The 17,481-nt window shown below is 51.1% G+C and carries 17 protein-coding genes; 5 read left to right on the top strand and 12 right to left on the bottom strand.

Annotated elements, in window-relative coordinates; all coding sequences use genetic code 11:
- Positions 1-44 precede the first annotated feature (44 nt).
- On the top strand, positions 45-1,034 hold the full coding sequence (locus B1728_RS09690; protein WP_079909983.1) for a formylglycine-generating enzyme family protein: 990 nt from the start codon (positions 45-47) through the stop codon (positions 1,032-1,034).
- A gap of 138 nt (positions 1,035-1,172) precedes the next feature.
- Here the strand turns inward: B1728_RS09690 and B1728_RS09685 are convergent, their stop codons facing one another.
- The 4 genes from B1728_RS09685 to B1728_RS09670 form a co-directional block, all read right to left on the bottom strand.
- Complete coding sequence (locus tag B1728_RS09685) at positions 1,173-2,351, bottom strand: DNA sulfur modification protein DndB (RefSeq protein WP_079909982.1); 1,179 nt, start codon at positions 2,349-2,351, stop codon at positions 1,173-1,175.
- Positions 2,351-3,487 carry a DGQHR domain-containing protein gene (locus B1728_RS09680; RefSeq protein ID WP_079909981.1) on the bottom strand — a complete coding sequence of 379 codons (1,137 nt, stop codon included), beginning with the start codon at positions 3,485-3,487 and terminating at the stop codon, positions 2,351-2,353. The genes B1728_RS09685 and B1728_RS09680 overlap by 1 nt, the downstream gene beginning before the upstream one ends.
- 244 nt (positions 3,488-3,731) lie before the next feature.
- Positions 3,732-5,144, bottom strand: coding sequence for a (Fe-S)-binding protein (locus B1728_RS09675; RefSeq protein ID WP_377741201.1), 1,413 nt, complete (start codon positions 5,142-5,144; stop codon positions 3,732-3,734).
- A 1-nt stretch (position 5,145) separates the two neighbouring features.
- The gene (locus B1728_RS09670; RefSeq protein ID WP_079909980.1) at positions 5,146-6,666 is read right to left on the bottom strand and encodes an FAD-binding oxidoreductase; all 1,521 of its coding nucleotides are present in this window, start codon (positions 6,664-6,666) and stop codon (positions 5,146-5,148) included.
- A gap of 261 nt (positions 6,667-6,927) precedes the next feature.
- Between B1728_RS09670 and B1728_RS09665 the strand changes: the two genes are divergently transcribed.
- Both B1728_RS09665 and B1728_RS09660 read left to right on the top strand, forming a co-directional pair.
- A complete protein-coding gene (locus B1728_RS09665; RefSeq protein ID WP_256865307.1) occupies positions 6,928-7,620 on the top strand; it encodes a FadR/GntR family transcriptional regulator in 693 nt (230 codons plus the stop codon).
- 156 nt (positions 7,621-7,776) lie between these two features.
- Positions 7,777-8,337, top strand: a complete 561-nt coding sequence (locus B1728_RS09660; protein ID WP_079909979.1) for an NADPH-dependent FMN reductase — start codon at positions 7,777-7,779, stop codon at positions 8,335-8,337.
- An 87-nt stretch (positions 8,338-8,424) separates the two neighbouring features.
- On the opposite strand, the gene B1728_RS09655 is transcribed toward B1728_RS09660, so the two are convergent.
- Both B1728_RS09655 and B1728_RS09650 read right to left on the bottom strand, forming a co-directional pair.
- Entirely contained in the window at positions 8,425-9,168 is a 744-nt protein-coding gene (locus B1728_RS09655; RefSeq protein WP_079910165.1) for an SDR family NAD(P)-dependent oxidoreductase, read from the bottom strand.
- A 120-nt stretch (positions 9,169-9,288) separates the two neighbouring features.
- Positions 9,289-9,576 carry a hypothetical protein gene (locus tag B1728_RS09650; protein WP_079909978.1) on the bottom strand — a complete coding sequence of 96 codons (288 nt, stop codon included), beginning with the start codon at positions 9,574-9,576 and terminating at the stop codon, positions 9,289-9,291.
- Between the two features lie 265 nt (positions 9,577-9,841).
- On the opposite strand from B1728_RS09650, the gene B1728_RS09645 reads away from it, so the two are divergent.
- On the top strand, positions 9,842-10,834 hold the full coding sequence (locus B1728_RS09645; protein WP_079909977.1) for an HD domain-containing phosphohydrolase: 993 nt from the start codon (positions 9,842-9,844) through the stop codon (positions 10,832-10,834).
- A 51-nt stretch (positions 10,835-10,885) separates the two neighbouring features.
- Here the strand turns inward: B1728_RS09645 and B1728_RS09640 are convergent, their stop codons facing one another.
- On the bottom strand, positions 10,886-12,388 hold the full coding sequence (locus B1728_RS09640; RefSeq protein WP_079909976.1) for an extracellular solute-binding protein: 1,503 nt from the start codon (positions 12,386-12,388) through the stop codon (positions 10,886-10,888).
- A 262-nt stretch (positions 12,389-12,650) separates the two neighbouring features.
- Between B1728_RS09640 and B1728_RS09635 the strand changes: the two genes are divergently transcribed.
- Positions 12,651-13,442, top strand: a complete 792-nt coding sequence (locus B1728_RS09635; protein WP_079909975.1) for a class I SAM-dependent methyltransferase — start codon at positions 12,651-12,653, stop codon at positions 13,440-13,442.
- Between the two features lie 134 nt (positions 13,443-13,576).
- On the opposite strand, the gene yhfH is transcribed toward B1728_RS09635, so the two are convergent.
- From yhfH to B1728_RS36750, 5 genes are all read right to left on the bottom strand, one after another.
- A complete protein-coding gene (gene yhfH, locus B1728_RS37195) occupies positions 13,577-13,774 on the bottom strand; it encodes a protein YhfH (RefSeq protein WP_306293520.1) in 198 nt (65 codons plus the stop codon).
- A gap of 291 nt (positions 13,775-14,065) precedes the next feature.
- Positions 14,066-15,022 (bottom strand): phosphotransferase, encoded by a 957-nt coding sequence (locus B1728_RS09625; RefSeq protein WP_256865323.1) that lies wholly within the window; start codon positions 15,020-15,022, stop codon positions 14,066-14,068.
- 153 nt (positions 15,023-15,175) lie between these two features.
- Positions 15,176-16,477: a beta/alpha barrel domain-containing protein gene (locus B1728_RS09620; protein WP_079909972.1), complete on the bottom strand. Its 1,302-nt coding sequence runs from the start codon at positions 16,475-16,477 to the stop codon at positions 15,176-15,178.
- A 249-nt stretch (positions 16,478-16,726) separates the two neighbouring features.
- Positions 16,727-17,182 carry an SRPBCC family protein gene (locus B1728_RS09615; protein ID WP_079909971.1) on the bottom strand — a complete coding sequence of 152 codons (456 nt, stop codon included), beginning with the start codon at positions 17,180-17,182 and terminating at the stop codon, positions 16,727-16,729.
- Positions 17,183-17,323: 141 nt separating this feature from the next.
- Positions 17,324-17,470 carry a hypothetical protein gene (locus B1728_RS36750; protein ID WP_256865306.1) on the bottom strand — a complete coding sequence of 49 codons (147 nt, stop codon included), beginning with the start codon at positions 17,468-17,470 and terminating at the stop codon, positions 17,324-17,326.
- Positions 17,471-17,481: the final 11 nt, after the last annotated feature.

Genomic DNA, 17,481 nt, shown 5'->3' with positions numbered 1-17,481 from the left:
ATGCTAGTTTTTGCATACGCAAAAACTCTAAGGAGGACAACCCAATGAACGAAACATCCAAGCCATCCTGCTGCTCCACCAGCCGAAATGAGGCCCCACAAGACAAGCAGACGATATCTCTGGACAGTCTCCAAAAGAGCGCCGGGGATGCAGGGGCTCATTCTTCCCGGGACCCTCTGGAAGGCATGATCTATTTGGAGGGCGGGACGTTTTTGATGGGAACCGATGATCAGGAGGGGTTCCCTCAAGACGGCGAAGGGCCTGTCCGACCTGTCACCATAGATCCGTTCTACGTCGATCCCTGCACCGTCAGCAATGCCGAATTCGCCCGGTTTGTTCAAGAGACCGGTTACCAAACGGAAGCAGAAAAGTTCGGCTGGTCGTTCGTGTTCCATTTGTTCGTATCGGAGCAAACGGCTGCGAATGTAAAGCATGTCGTGCAGCGGACCCCCTGGTGGTGGAATGTCGAAGGGGCGGACTGGGCCCATCCGGAAGGGCCGGATTCCTCCATCGAGGACCGCATGGACCACCCTGTCATCCACGTTTCCTGGAACGACGCCCATGCCTACTGCCGTTGGGCGGGCAAACGGCTGCTGACGGAGGCGGAATGGGAATACGCCGCCCGGGGCGGTCTGGAGCAAAAGCGTTATCCGTGGGGCGATCTTCTCAAACCGGGCACGGAGCATCTGTGCAACATTTGGCAAGGGAAGTTCCCGGAGAAAAACAATATGAGCGATGGTTATGCCGGAACTGCACCTGTCCGCTCCTTCCCGCCCAACGGCTACGGACTGTACAATGTTGCGGGCAACGTTTGGGAATGGTGCGCTGATTGGTTCAGCCCGACCTGGCATCTTAACGAGCCCCGCACGAATCCTAAAGGTCCGGAAAAAGGCACCTCCCGCGTCATGAGGGGCGGCTCCTACTTATGTCATAAATCCTATTGCAACCGTTACCGGGTCGCAGCGCGCAGCTCCAATACGCCGGACAGCTCCGCAGGCAATATGGGCTTCCGCTGTGCGGCCGATGCGAAATAATCTGTTGCACCTACAGGAGATTGGCCGTAGAATAACGGATGTGATATTCGCCCAAACCGGCTTATAGGCTTATAGAAAATGAAAAAAAATCCGTGAGAAACAGGAACGTTTCTTCACGGATTTTTGGCTTTAACGGGTTTATGCTGTCGATGCTTCGTCTCCGGCATCGACAGGCTCGCCGTGCATTTCACGGAACAGCTGTACCAGCTTGCCGTGCTTGCGCAGCGACTTCTCATGAATCAGATTCAGCTTGCCGTTATCGAGAGTGCCGAAGCGTTCAATCAGCAGCTCATTCTCGTGAGTCCAGTCGAAGCCCTCAAAGATGCTCAGACAGGACGTCCAGTTCTTCGTATACTTCCCGTCCACAAACAGATGTCTATGAGCATACAGGGCGATACTTTCCTGCATGGCCCGGCTGGCCGAGCTGTATTGAGGCAGTCCAGGCTGCTCCGGCATTAATGGCAAGAGTGTGCTGAAGTATTGATGAAGAATCTCAATATGCGTCGAAGGGTCCTGACGGATTTTGCGCGCCATTTCGTAGGACGGCTGCATTTTTCCCGTAAACAGCATAGTAGCTGTGGAATACAGCCAGCTGAACGAAGTGAAGTTTTTATTATAGGAAGTCAGGTTTCCTCTGCGTTCAACACCGGCACCCTTCAGGAATACATTATGATCCACGACTTGCTGAATCACCAGGTTCAGCGGATCGATGCTGTCAAACGAATGGCCGAGCTCTTTGCTGACAAGCTGCACCTTGGAGTTAATATCGCCGAACAGCTGCTTCTCTTCCTCTTCACTCAAGCCGATGTAAATTTGCACAGCCAGCTCGCTCTCCACCAATTCCAGACGGCGGCGTTCGATTTGCTCGACAAGCCCTTCCATCTGCTCAAGCTCCAGCCTTACTTCCTCACTGTCTGGCATACGGCGCTGCTTGATTTTCAGAGCTGCCGCCTTCTTCTCATGGCTGCGCACTTCCTTCAGCAGCTGCTCGTTAACATAGCCAAGAGCCAGAATCCGGTGCTGGCCGTCCAAAATGCTGAGCTTGGAGCCGGGACGAAGGAACAAGCCTTTGTCCGTTTTGGCAAGGGAGCTTACTTCACGCAGGGATAGCGTAACAGGTCCGAAAAAGACGCGGTCCAGCTCCCGCTCCTGCAAGTAATTGGATATTTTGCGGCGTTGGCCGGCGCTAAGCTTGCGTTGAACCATCGGGTCAATCGTCGTATAGTTCAGCAAATCCTGCACTTGAATAGCCACTGTGGCCAATCCGAATTTTTCACAAAACGGGTGAATCGTCATTTTAAGGCAAAGTCCATCCATTAGCCGACGTCCTCCTTATCGCGAATCAAGAACACGTGATGCTCCTGAAAGAAATCCTTAATGTATTGGTAAGCCTTCATGATACGCGAACGTCTAGGCAGCCGATCCTTCTCATCGCCTACGTAGATCGCATTCCAATCGATATGAGGCAATATCTTCATCGTATATTCCAGCGCGTAGCGGTTGAAGGTCCCTGTCTTGGTCACTTCGTCATGGAAGAACAGAGCCATCGCGATTTGCAGATTTTCCGTCCAGCACAGCTCGCCCTTTTCAGGCTCCGGCAAGTAACGAAGCATGACGTCGAAGTAGTAGGAAGCAAGCTTGAAATGCTCTTCAATCTCACTGTCGCTGAAATAGTAGCCGTTGTTGCGGGCAGCCGATTTCAACCGACCTTCGAACAGGCCGCACAGGATTTCAACCAGCAGGTGGTAGGAGAATAAAAACTCCGGACCTTTGCCCCGCTCCGTAAACATATCCACCGTAATTTGCTTCATCGCCGGGGCTTCAGCCGCCAAATGCGTCGCCAGCACATGGTAAAATCTGCGCTGCTCGCGCAGCACGGCCAGATTGCCGCCGATTTTACGCGGAAGCTTGTTGATGTCGGAGAACAGCTGGCGTTCTTGGCGAGCGTTAATATCCAGATAAATCATCGTGGACATCGGGAACGTGTACAGCTTGCTCAGCTTATCCGTAATTTCTTCCATCCGGTCGTATTCTCTGCGGTCCTTGGCGCGGGCCATATTGCTTTGCAGCGTTTCCATAATTCTCCGGAAGGCGGCCAGACGATGCTGTCCGTCTACCACATACAGCTTTTCAATCGCTTGAAGCCGGTATACCTGCTGATCGGCATCATATTCTCCGGCACCCCGCGCCGAAAGAATAATCCCCGGAAAATAAATGCCTTGCTGATGATCCAGGTACAGCATGATATAGTCCATCAGCTTGGATAAATTTTGTGGAACAATGGCGCGCTGCACTTCCAAATCCACTTCATAAATGGAAAACAGCTTGCTCATTGGCAGCGTTGTGGACAATGTCGTTTGCCCGAACGTCCTGGAAACTGCGCCCGGAATCTCGATGTACGATGATGCTTTTTGCTCCGCCAAAAGTTCAGACAGAGATGAAATGGGATCCATTCGTTCTTCCTCCTTCAAATAGGTATATTGCTATAGATATATATTACTATAATAGGTTCATATAGTTCCATTATACACCGAAATATCATGAAACATTCAGTATTCCGGCAGAATCTTACTCGTTTACTAAAAGTTATTCGCGATTAAGGCCCGATATTCTGGTACAAGCTTCTTGACTTTTTTGACAAAAGCAGAAAAAGCTTACCGGATGGTAAGCTTTTTTTTCTTGGGATATGGATACCGGTTAGCTCTTGGCGTCCGACGCGTCCAGAGATTCCGCCAGCAAGTCGACCAGATGCACGGCCTTCATTCGATCCTCACAGCCCGCACGGACAATGCCCCATTTCATCTGGAGCAGGCAGCCCGGGTTGGCCGTGACGATATATTGCGCCTGTGTGGCATCCACATGCTCCATCTTGTGATCGAGCACATCCGCAGACATCTGCGGCTGTGTCAGATTGTAGATACCGGCCGAGCCGCAGCAACGGTCCGCGCCCTGCAGCTCGTTCAGGCGGACGCCCGGAATCGACTGCAGAAGGGTGCGGGGCTGCTGCTGGACCCGCATGACGTTGCGCAGGTGGCACGAATCCTGATAGGTGACCACCTGCGGCTTCTCCCGCTGCACCGCCTTCAGCGGCAGCGGAAGCCCCTCATCGACGAGCAGCTCGGCGATGTCCTTGACCCGGCGGGCAAACTCGCCCGCCGCCGTGGAATACGACTCCTCTGCGGCAAGCAGATGGTCGTATTCCTTCAGGCTCGCGCCGCAGCCGCCGGCGTTGCTCGCCACATAATCGACGCCCGCTGCGCGGAAGGCGTCGATGTTCTCGCGGGCGAGGCGGCGTGCCGACGCCGTTTCGCCCGCGTGGGCGTGCAGCGCTCCGCAGCAGGTTTGCGAGGTCGGAATGACGACCTCGAAGCCTGCCTCGCGGAGCAGCCGGACCGTGTTCACGTTCGTCGACGTGAACAGCACATCCATGATACAGCCGCGAAAAAGCCCGACGCGGCCGCGTTTGACGCCGCCGGCAGGAGGGATGACCAGCATGCGGCCTTCGCCGCTTGCGGTCGCTTCCCAGGCCGCCGGCAGACCGAGCTTCTCCCAGGCGCGGATCACGCCGTCGGAGGACCCTTCCGGCAGAATCGCTTCCATCTGCCTCATATGCTCGGGGAACAGGCCCATGATTCCGCTTTTCTGCGTCAGCTTCTGCAAGCCGGAGCGCTGATACAGCTTAAGCATCCCTCCCAGCAGCCGCATCCGGCTATGGTTAGGAAACAGCCGTTCCATGAACAAGGTGCGGATGGCCTTCACGTGCCAAGGGTGCTGCGCTTCGGAAGCGATAGCCTCCCGCGCCTGCTCGATAAGCTGGCCGTATTTCACGTCCGACGGGCAGGCAGGTTCACAGGCACGGCAGCCAAGACACAGGTCCATCTGCTCCTGGAAGCGGCGGTCGGGCTCCATAAAGCCGTCCGACACGGCTTTCATGAGAGCAATTCGTCCCCTTGGCGACGCAGCCTCCAGCCCCGTCTCATTGAAGGTCGGACAGGCCGTCTGGCAGAAGCCGCATCGCATACAATTGGTCAGCTGGTCCGTGTCCAGCGTAAGCTTCAGCCTCTCCGCAAGCTTGTGCTGGTGAGAGGCTTCCCGTTCCGTCATCGCCATATTACGCCTCCTCCTGACCGGCCGGCTTCGCCGTCTGTTCCTTCTGCGGATAGCGGCCCTCCTGCTTTCCTGCAGCCGTTTCTTCTTGAGCCTCGTGGCGGTCGCCATGGGACGCATCGCTAAATACAATCCGCTTGCGCGTCTCGGCGAACAGCTTGCCGGGATTCAGCAGCTGATCCGGGTCGAAGGCTTCCTTCAAACGCTTCATAATGTCGATGCCCGAAGCGCCGACCTTCCACTCCAGATACGGGGCCTTCACCATGCCGACGCCATGCTCCCCGGTTATCGTCCCTCCCATCCGAATGGCGGCCTCGAATATTTCCTCGAAGGCCTGCTCCACCCGATGAATCTCTTCCTTATTGCGCGCATCGGTCATCGCCGTAGGATGCAGATTCCCGTCGCCGGCATGGCCGAACGTGCAGATTTGTACGTTATACTTATCGGCAATTCGCTGAACCTCCAAGACCATCTCAGCAATCCTGGATCTAGGCACGGTTGCATCCTCCAGGATCGTCGTGGGGCGCAAACGGGACAGAGCCGCCAATGCGCTTCGTCTCGCCTCCATGACCTTGGCGCCTTCCTCCGGAGTTGAGGCTACCTTGACCTCTATAGCGCCTTCCTGGCGGCAAATCGATTCGATCAGCTGCAAATCCCGCTCCACCAGGCTCTCATCGCCATCCTGCTCAATTGCCAGTATCGCTTCGGCATCTACGGGAAGGCCGATGCGGGCAAAATCCTCGACGACGCGAATCGTCGCGCGATCCATAAATTCCAGCGTACACGGCGTAATCCGGTTGGCCACAATCTGCGAAACCGAGCGTGCTGCGGAGGACAGATCGCTATAAATGGCGACCATGGACCGCCGAAAGGCCGGCTTGGGGACCAGCTTCACCGTCGCCTCGGTAATGATGGCGAGCGTTCCTCCGGACCCGACCAGCAATCGGGTCAAATCGTATCCGGCGACGTCCTTCACCAGCTTGCCGCCTGTTCGTAAAATATCTCCATTGGCCAGCACTGCTTCCAGCCCGATCACATAGTCCTTGGTCGTTCCGTATTTCAATCCGCGAAGGCCCCCAGCGCCGAGCGCAATATTGCCCCCCATCGTACATATAATCATGCTGCTGGGGTCGGGAGGGTAAAATAATCCCGTTGCCTCAACCGCATTGTGAAACTGCTTCGTATTGAGGCCGGTTTGGAACGTTGCCGTCAAATTGTCCTGATCGATCTCCAACAGCCGATTCATTCTCGTCATCACCATGACAAGTCCGCCTTGTACCGGTACGACGCCTCCGCACAGATTGCTGCCGGCTCCTCTGGCAATAACGGGAACCTTGTTCTGTGCGCACACCTTCATAATCGCGGATACCTCCTGCGTGGACGATGGAAAAATAACTCCGTCCGGCAGTGATTGATATAACGGCGTCGCGTCGTAGCTGTAGGAGACGAGGGATTCGGTATCGTCCTTAAACCAGCTCGGCCCGACAATGCCTTGCAGTTGCTCTCGAACAGTTGAGGATAGCACTGGATATAACCTCCCGGGATATTGTTTCTCTTGGAACCTTCATGTATAATTTTAATCAGGTCATCTGATGACTTTATTATAGAATTCGCTTTCATAACGTGTCAATCCTGCTGTGAAAAGATTTTCCCTTGATATCGGGAAATCCGTTATCAGCAAAGCCTGTCCGCAACCAGGCCGGCGGTTCTCTTTATCGCCCATTTGAGAGGGGATGAGCTTACCGCAGGGCTGCCGGTTTGACAACCATACAAAGGATGTGCGCTTGTGATTATAAAAAAAGCTTACGAAGTCGTGGCCGATGCCATACGGGATCAAATCCTCCAAGGCGAGTATCCGATAGGTAGCCGCCTGCCATCCGTAGAGCAGCTGGCTGTGAATTACCAGGTAGGCCGTTCAACCATTCGCGAGGCCCTCATGTCGTTAAAGGCTCATGGCTGGGTTGACGTGCGGCATGGCGGAGGCACCTTCGTGCTTCAGACAAGTCCGCCGCCCTCCTCCATATGGCAGCTGCCGGAGATCAGCGATCTCCCTCAGCTCAAAGCCTGGCTTGAGCTTCGCTACATATTGGAAACGGAGAGTGCGTCGCTTGCTGCTGAGCGCCGGTCCGACCATCATTTGGCTGCACTCTCCTCGATACTCGAGGAAATGGAAAAGCTTGAAGATGAGGAAGCGCTGGAGCAGGCGGATATCCGGCTTCACGTCGCGCTTGCCGAAGCGTCCGGTAACCCGCTGCTCCAAAGAACCCTCGAATCCTTGTTTTCATCCATGGGTTCTGTGATGCGGGAGAGCCGCAAATTATGGGTATTCGCTGACCAAAGCGAGCTAAGCCGGCTTTCGGAGGAGCACCGCCTTATCGTGGCCGCAGTTCAGGAACGCGATGCGGCTGCAGCCAAGGAACGGATGTCTATGCATCTGAAAAAAGTGGAGCAGGTGCTTGAGCAGCTCAATCGCCCCTGACTCTTACTTCCCCCGGGACAAATGTCTTTTCCGGGAATTTTTTTGCCTATATTCTAAACTTTTATGTTGACTAAATATAATAAATAAATAATAATATTTATTGTACTATTCAAATCTGATTTACATATTTCAAATGAATCCTTGGAGGTAATAACCATGAAAGTAGCTGCTATTGTCGGAAGTATCCGCAAAGAATCCTATAACCGTAAGCTGGGCGAATATATTCAAAAACGGTATAAAGACCTTTTTGAGCTTGAAATTTTGAGCCTTCGCGACCTGCCCTTCTACGATCAGGATATTGAGAATGAAGCTCCTGCCGCTGTAAAAGAATTCAAAGCCAAAGTGGCTGCCGCTGATGCCGTTCTCTGGCTGGTTCCAGAATACAACGGTACCGTTCCGGGCGTCATGGTCAATGCGATCGACTGGATGTCCCGCGTGGATCGCGTGCTGAACGGAAAGCCGTCCTGGATTATGGGCGCGTCGATGGGAGTTCTTGGAACCGTGAAGGCACAAATGCACCTGCGTGATATTCTGTTCTCCCCGGGTGTTGGTTCGCCGCTTCTTCCAGGCAATGAAGTTTATGTGGGAATCGTTCATGAGAAGATGGATGCCGAAGGTAACATTACCCACGAGCCTACGGTAAAATTCCTGGACACTGTCGTCAACAACTTCGTTCAATGGTACAATCGGCAAGCTCAACTCGCCCAAAACAAATAAGGGGTAAATCCCTGCTACGCAAAGACCGCTCCAGTCCGGCCTCGACGGCTGGATGGAACGGTCTTTTTGCTCTAGCTCCGGCTTACTTTATTGTGCAGTATAACCTCCATCGATGAGAAGGCTCGTACCCGTAATAAACGAAGCGTCCTCGCTTGCCAGAAACAGCACAGCTTTGGCTACTTCCTCCGGCTTGCCCAGCCTTCCCATAGGATGGAGGCTGATCAGATGCTCGTTCACCGCTTCCGTGCGTCCCGAAATCAGCGGCGTATCGATGTACCCCGGACATACCGCATTGACTCGGATGTGGTTTTTGGCGTAAGTAACTCCTAACGTTTGGGTTAAGAGCTTGACACCGCCTTTGGCGGAGGAATAAGCGGTTACTCCCGCTTTTCCGGCATGGCTGTGTATGGAGCCGCAGTTAACAATAACCCCGCCGGTGTCTTGCGACAGCATTTGTCCGATTGCATACTTATCGCACAGGAATACGCCGGTCAAATTAATATCTATCGTTTTTTGCCAAGACTCCAGACTGAGCTCGTGGGCTGGAGCATCCTTGGCGATTCCCGCATTGGCAAACAGAATATCCAGCTTGCCGTATTGCTTTACGGTCTGCTCGACCATGTTTCTTACCTGTTCCTCCTGGGTCACATCGGTTTTGACAAACAGCGTGTCATATCCCTGCTGATTCAATTCCTTCGAGAGCTCCTGCCCCCGGTCCGCGAAATCTGCAATGACGATCTTCGCCCCCTCGGCCGCAAACAATCGAACGGTCATTTCGCCGATTCCACTGGCTCCGCCGGTGACCACAGCTGCTTTATCCTTAAATCTCATAGCTCCTTTTCCATCCAGACTCATTCCCTTGTCCTCCATGTCATAGATCACTTTCTAAGCATGTAGTATGTCTTGAAATCTGGATTCTATGTTCCAGCCCTGTATCATTTTTCATGCTTTTTAAACCAGTCTCAGGGAGCAGCGAATCGATACTTTCCGTACAGCATCGAGGCGTTCCCTTTCCGGCATGGAGAAGAAGGAGTCATTCAACAGCAGCGCTTCGACAGATGCCAAGGCAGCCTTCATCGCTTTGGCCTCATTTTGAAGAAGGTAAAAGCACATTTGGTAGCAGCTTACCTCGTACCCTTTGACCGTTTTCGCCCGATATTCCAACTCCGTATTCCTTAGCAGGCATTTCGTTATAGGACTATGATCCCGTTCAACGTCATTCCTTAACGTGTTCCGCATGATTTCCGCTCCTTAATTGGCTGCTGCATCACTGCATATAGATACCTTCAGTATACAAAACACAATTTAAGGCGCTCATAAGGAAACCTTAAAATTTTCTTAAGTTGCATACGGCGTATCATGAACGGGAAGAACCGAAACTATTATTCAACAAATTGTGAACTTTGGTACACAAAAATTATGCTAAACTATGGAAGGTACAACCGGCTTGAGGTCACCACAACCTCCTGCACGAGAAGCTTTACTATATTTAAGGAGGAACACCATGCAGGCGGCTCTAGAGTTTTACCTGAAATTAGCCGACGGGGTCATTATTACGGATGAGAATCACCGTATTGTTGAGGTTAATTCCAAATATGAGGAAGTTACGGGATATTCCCGTGAATATATGATAGGTCTTCGTGCCAACTTTTTGAGATCTCGTCTTACTCCTCCAAAAACGTATGCGAGTATGCACGAGTCGCTTCAGATGAATTTGGCCTGGACCGGCGTATTTATCAACCGCAAGAAAAATAAAGACATTTGGCACACCAACATCACCATCACCCCCATGGTTGTGAACCAGCAGACCTACTACGTAGGTGTCGTCCGCGATTTGGACCAGATATCCGAGGGGAGCTATATATCGGAAACCCGCAAGCTGAAGCTGCAAAGTGAAATATTGAAGGTGCTAGCCATTTCCTGTGAAATTAGGGACCCACATATTGAAGAGCATCTGTCCCGCGTGCAGCATGGAACCGAAAAGCTGCTTACTTTCCATAACGAGCGTTTGAAGCTGGGTCTCCCAGAAGAGTATATTCAACAAATCGTCAATGCCAGTATTATGCATGATATCGGCAAATCCGGCATTCCTGAGGGTATATTGTACAAACCGGGGAAGCTCAACCATTACGAAAGATATATCATCGAGACCCATCCGCTGATTGGTCTGGAGATTGTAAATAAAATCTCACGAGAGCTCGAGGATGAGATCCTTCAGGAAGAGCTGCGCATTGCCGAGCACATCATTCAATACCACCATGAAAAATGGGACGGCACCGGTTATCCCGCCAAGCTAAAAGGAAATGACATCCCGTTCGAAGCGCAGGTCGTGTCCGTGGTCGACGTCTATGATGCGTTAACGAGCCGTCGAGCCTACAAGGATGCCTGGAGCAAAGAAAGAGCAGTTGCTTTTATGGCGGAGCAAAAGGGCGCCGCTTTTAACCCGGACCTCATCGACAGCTTTTTGATGATGCTCCAGCATAGCTGCAATGGATAACCAGGCAAAAAAAGACCGGCTCAGCTCCTTACCATCGGAGAACGCCGGTTTTTACTTATTTTCTTCCGCCCATTTCTTCTCTTTTTTATAAATCTCATTGATTTCCTTCAAGATCGATTCCAATCCCATCTTCTTCGCTTCGGCGACGAAATCGTCATACCGGTCTACCGGATATTGGCCAATAATGATTTTGCTTATGTAGTCCAGAGCAAGTCGCTCAAATTCTCCCGCCTTTTGGGTTGCCCGCTCGCTTTTGGGGATGTACAAGCTGTTCGCGTTCATCTCCATCTTGAAGCCTTCTACTGCCCTCAAGTTTTGCTCCAGCATCGGATTAGGCACAGGCAGCTTCAGTCGATGGACGCTGTTTAGGACAGAGCCGGGGTCGTAATATTTATCTTCCCCTTTCATCAGCCATTGCAGTTCCCCATTCTCGATAGCATAAGTACTGCCTTCAAAGCCGACTCTGGTTTCCAATGTTCCTTCCGGACCGAGCAAGTAATCCAGCACCTGTTTGGCCTTGACCGGATTTGGTGTCTTGGACATAATCACATAATTACTTGAATATCCGGCACGTACAGCGTAATTCGCGCCATAAGGACCTTTCATCGGCGGGATGGACGTGACATGGACATTGGGGAAATTGGCCTTCATTTTGTCATAACGCGGGGTGATCATGTCTGCACCCATGACCCAGACTCCCGTCTTTCCGGTAATAAACTTTTCCTCCGCAGTCTTCTGCTTCTCCAATACCCACTCTTTATCCAAAACGCCTTCGGCATAGCCTCTACGCAGCCACTCCAGCGCTTTCTTCATGTCCGCAGAAACCAAGTAAGCGGATTTGATTGTATCGTCCTGATTATCCAGATACAAGGCCAGCTTGCGGGGGGCCGCAGGAACGAACATCCTCCAGATAGCCCCGGTACGGCTTAAGTTTCCTTCCATGGTGAACCCCGTCGTATTTGCTTTTCCGTCCCCATCCGGATCGTTCTTGGCGAATGCGTACAGCATCCTGTACAGCTCCTCCGGATTGGTGGGTGGAGCTATATTCAACGCCTTGGCCCAATCCGCTCGGTAATGAATCGATTCCGGAGCTTGAATGTTTTGCGGCAGGGAATAGATTTTGCCAAAGTAACGGGAATCGGCGAAATATTCCTTAGGCATCCTGCTCCATACGGGCGAGCTTTTGACCAGATCATCGAGAGGAAGCAATGCTCCGCTGCCCGCCGCCTCACGAATCATCGTATTGTTCATCCAGACGATATCCGGGCTGTCTCCCCTCATCCAAGCAGCATTAAGCCTGCTTTCGTATTCATCCTTATCTACAATTTGTATCTTCAAGTCTACATTGAATTTCTCTATCACTTTTTCCTGCAGCAGCCGCTGCTTCATCGGCGACAATACATCGTCCCCATACCACACCATAAGCATTGAAAGCGGTTGTCCCGCATCATATGTCCACGTGGAAGCATCTTCATTTATCCCGCTGCAGCTGGTTAGCGCACCCGCTAAGCCAAGCATACCAACGATTGCGGTTGTAGTCGCTTTCTTCACCATGATCTGTACTCTCTCCAAACCCGACGTTCTTTTATCTATCCTCTGTCCCGCTGGTTAGAACCCGGCCAAGGCCATTGTCGAACCATGTCAAATATAACCTAATCTAAATGTAAACGCCCCCAGACCTATTTTCAACAGACTTTTGAGGCAATTTTAATTTTTTTCAGCAAAAATCACATAAAAATCCATAAAAGGGAAATAAAACTCCATTCCTCCTCCTATTTTTTTACATTAGGATGAATATAAAAGGAGGCAGATTGATATGGAACAATCAAAGCAGATCACTCGCCAATATGACCATGCTGAACCATTATCCATCCGCATTCAGACTCATGCTCTGTATACGGATCGTAAAATCAATTTAGACAAGGAAGCCGTCGCCTTAATGAAGCTGACAGGGGAAGAAGCCGTCTTGGACGCAGGATGCGGGACCGGCAGCTTTTTGAAGCATTTGTTCCATGCGGGGCATCAGGGCCGCCTGGTCGGACTGGATCAATCCGCCGGTATGATTGAACAGACGAAATCGGAAGGCATCGAAGGAGTGATCGGAGATGTCAGAGAGCTGCCTTTTCAGGATGGTACCTTTCAACGGGTTGCAGCTAGACATATGCTCTATCATGTACCGGACATTCCGCAAGCGCTGCGTGAATTCAGGAGGGTTCTGGCACCTGAGGGTCATGTATTGGCGATAACGAATTCCAGCGAGTCACAGCCTCTGATCAAAAGCTTGTACAATGATATGCTGCAGGCATTCGGTTATCCCCCTATGACCTCTCCCGTCGGTACATTCAGTGTGGAGAACGCAAAGTCCATATTGGGAGGCGAATTTTCACAGGTCAATGAAGTGCTCCTTACGAATGCTCTCGTCTTTCACGAAAGCGCTCCGGTCGTTCGCTACATTTCTTCGATGTTCAGCTACATGCTAATTCCGAGCGATGATAAGCTGTACGCTGAGTTGCTCGCATGGCTCGAAGTAGAGGCGGATCAAAGATTGAAGCAGTACGGAGGGGTATGGAAGGATCCAAAGCAGGTAGGCATTTATACGGCACAATGAGATCACCTCGCAAAGTGGTGCATTCGCTTCGAAGCGGTTTCGTGTACTATGTGCTAAACCTGAAATGGAAACATTCTATGGCAGTAAAAAACCCGCAAGCAGCTTCTGTTGAGAGCCCCGCGGGGGAACGTTGGTTAGTGCCAATAAGCATCGATTAGATTGGTTCCTTGCATATAATTCATGAGCTTACCCTTGGGCTGAAGCGGAGATAAGGGGTAGAAAGTGTTTCCTTCGCACTCGTCACAGGTGCTTTTATAGCAATCGGCTTGCTCCTCAAGTTCCATTCCACAGCGACAGCAGCGTTTTACGGCATACAATTCAGAAGGATTCATCGGTTCTACTCCCATAGTCGACATTTCTCCTTTGATCGCTTTTAATTCAAGTATACATCAAAAGCTATTGAAATGTTACCGCTTTCATGAATTTGGCCATAAATTTTTTATGGATAAACCGTTCAATGCCCATCCATGGCGGTGAAGCGGCATAACAGGGAATGACATGGGGTACCAGAGAAATTTCAGGGTAATGATGCCTTGGCTTCGAAGCGCATTGCTGCGAGGAGCTCTAAAATTTATGTCAAGAAACCGAGGCTTCGTCTCGGTTCCTTGGTCTTCTTCCCTATGTCAGCGGGGCTGATTATTCATCTCTATTTGCTCAAGCAATAAATCCATTGCAATGGCTCGAGTCTCCTCTTGCTGCTCCAACAACGCCTCGGGGTTCAGCACACCGGACTTCAGATCCTTCTCAATGAGTGTCAAAATCCACAAGGAATAGAGAAGCGCGTAGCGATAGTAATGCTGCTGAAGTGTACGGAAGCCGCCGTCCTGGCCAAGCTGCTCTGTTCGCGCATAATAGGCTTGAAGCACCTCATTCCTTACTGCTGCGGTAACGACAGGCCTTCTGTAGCTGGGACTTGTAATGTCTAACAAATTATACAGATCCCAGTAGATCGAATTCCGGTGAACGTACTCCCAGTCCAGAATCGTAATCTGATCTTCAAGCAGTGACAAATTCAACGGATGGTAATCCCCGTGGGAAACTGTCTGCTTGGAAAATAACCTATCGTCCATTTGTCCAACAACCCATTGTGCTTTCTCCGTGAGATCAGCGGGAAAGGCCAGCCGTTCCAGGATCGTTCTCACCACAGGGAGCTTATCCTGAATTTCTCGCATAATTTGATCGACTAGCGGAGTATGTCCGGTAAACTCCTCCGGAACGGATTCGACGGGAAGCCGATGCCAGAATGGAATCGCTTCGGCTGCTATTATCAAGGTTTCTCTGTCAAACCGATGCTCCAGCTTGCCTAAATCTTCGTAAATTGCCCAATACCTCTCTGCATCCGTGTGCTGCGCCTGTGCGAGAAGCTTTGGATAGCGAACAGGAATTCGGGGAAGAAGGTTCCGGTAAACCCATGCTTCACGTCCTATCGTGTCCAGGTTGGTCAACGGTTTGAAGATGTAGCTGTGCGAGTCATCCGGATCGACAGCAAACCGCTCTACCGCTTTGCCGTTTCGCCCGATATACAACGTTTCTCTGCTGCTCAGCCTGCTGGAATCGAGGATACCGTCCGGCAAAACCACCGAATCCAAAAGTGCATTATCCACTTCACGGTCACGACCTTTCCTGCGGTCTTCTCATCTCTACAATCATTTTCTTACGATCACTATATGCCAAAGCGGAGCTAACATCAATAGAAGATTTACAATATCTTCATACATCAATTGGAGCCGCTGTTAGAACAAGTCCGCCAAAAAATGCTTCGCCGCCCCAAGGAGCTCCATATCCGACAAGCTGGTGGTACGGCCGTCCTTGTACTGGTCCGCCACCCAAGCCGTCATTGCCTGTATGGAGGGATGTTTTTTGTCCAAACGATTCTCGCCCTTAAGACCTAACTGTTTATTAACCCAGAACGCGACGCCGGCTGCCCCGGCCTTATCCGTCACCTGCACCCCTAGAGGCCGATTCAAGAGCTTGCCGGTGTCAAAGATGTTATAGATTTCCTCATTCTTGATCACTCCGTCGGCATGAATACCCGCTGCGGTGACATTAAACTGCTTCCCGACAAAAGGTGTCATTGGAGGAATATGATAGCCAAGCTCCCGTTCAAAGTAGTCCGCGATTTCCGTGATGACCGTCGTATCTACGGACATATCGCCGGTCAATCCCATATATTCAAACAAGAGACCTTCAATCGGAGTGTTCCCTGTCCTTTCGCCAAATCCGAGCAGCGTGCCGTTGATGCCTCCTACCCCATAGAGCCAAGCGGTGGCCGCATTGGTCATCACTTTGTAGAAGTCGTTATGTCCGTGCCATTCCAGCTGCTCACTGCGAATGCCCGTCTCTTCCCTCAAAGCGTGGACCAGTCGCGGAACGCTTCTTGGCAGAATGGCCCCGGGATAGGAAACTCCATACCCCATCGTATCGCATAGACGCACCTTAACCGGAATCCCGCTCTGCTCGGACAGCTCAGTCAAACGCTGAACGAACGGGACTACAAACCCGTACACATCGGCTCGCGTTACATCCTCCAAATGACAACGCGGGCGAATCCCCGCAGTCAGAGCCGCTTCTACAATATCCAGATACTGCATCATGGCTTTTTCCCGATCGAGCCCCAGCTTCAAATAAATATGGTAGTCGGAAATCGAGGTTAAAATGCCGGTCTCCTTAATTCCCATGTCTTTGACGAGCGCAAAATCCTTTTTCACCGCACGAATCCAGGCCGTCACCTCCGGAAACCGGTACCCCTTTTCCATACATCGGTACGCCGCTTCACGATCCTTCTCGCTGTACAAGAAAAACTCGGACTGTCTTATCACACCCTTATCTCCTGACAAGCGGTGTAAATAGTCAAATAGGGTGACAATCTGCTCCACAGTATAAGGAGGTCTCGCCTGCTGCCCGTCCCTGAATGTCGTGTCCGTGATAAAAATATCCTCCGGCATGGCTGTCGGAACCTCCACACCGTCAAACAGTACGCGCGGCGGGGCTGAATACGGAAACTGCTCACGAAAGTAATCGGGTTGATGCTTCATTTAATCACAACCTTTCGGATCATCTTGGAACTATTGTATTCCCGAAGCTAAAATAAGTAAAATTAATCATTTTTATTTTAGTGATACATTTTGATTATATGCATCAAAAAAGACCTTCACCATCGCTTTTCTTTTATTAGAAAATACGATAGTGAAGGTCTTTTTCAGTGAATGGATACGATGGGTTGCAGTACCCCTACAAAATGAAACCAGACAGTTTGAATAAGCTATGACTGGAGATTCCAAGCCTCATTCTTGCCGTTCGGCGACTGCTTTGATATATTCATTGCGCTCGCGGAGAAAGCGGGTCATGTAGCTTTTAAGAAATAACCTGTCAGCTAATCGGCCGAGTGGGCCTAAAGGCGAAGTATAATCAAACCGGTCCTTCATTAAGATTCCATTCTCATGAGGAATAAATTCATGGACATGAGTAAACCGCTGAAACGCCCCGCTCACCATCTCATCGACGAAGCGATGCGGCGCCTCCATTTCCGTGATGCGTACTGACAGCCTTTGTCTCACTCCAAGGTGAACAGCTTCCCACGTGACGGTTTCATTCAGCTCAATCAGCCCGCTTGTCCTGCCTGCTATCGCTCTTTCCTGCGTCCTGGACGTTGACTCCATATGGATGTCGATGCTTCTGGACAGGTCAAAGCAGCGTTGAATCGGAGCCTGAATGAATAAAGACATTTCGATGACAGGCATGTCGTCCACTCCTCACTGTTACTTACAGTCATTTTACCCTATTGTGCACAATTACGCAGCAAACGAAAAAGTCCTCCGGGCGCTTCCTGTTTTCCAGGATCAGCTTAGAGGACGGAAGAAGCATGAGACGATTCAAGCTTATTATTTGTAATACGAATCTATCAATGGTACCATGTAGCCGCCGCCCGATTTGAGGTGGAAGCTAATAACAACCGTCTTGACGCCGCCGATGTCGGCTTCAATTTCCTTAAGTCCGTCATTGACCGATACCGTATCGACTTTTTTCAAAAGCGCATTGC

It is taken from the genome of Paenibacillus sp. 32352 (assembly GCF_002042965.1).
GTDB lineage: Bacteria > Bacillota > Bacilli > Paenibacillales > NBRC-103111 > Paenibacillus_S > Paenibacillus_S vulneris.
This window is presented reverse-complemented; position numbering and strand designations above follow the sequence as displayed.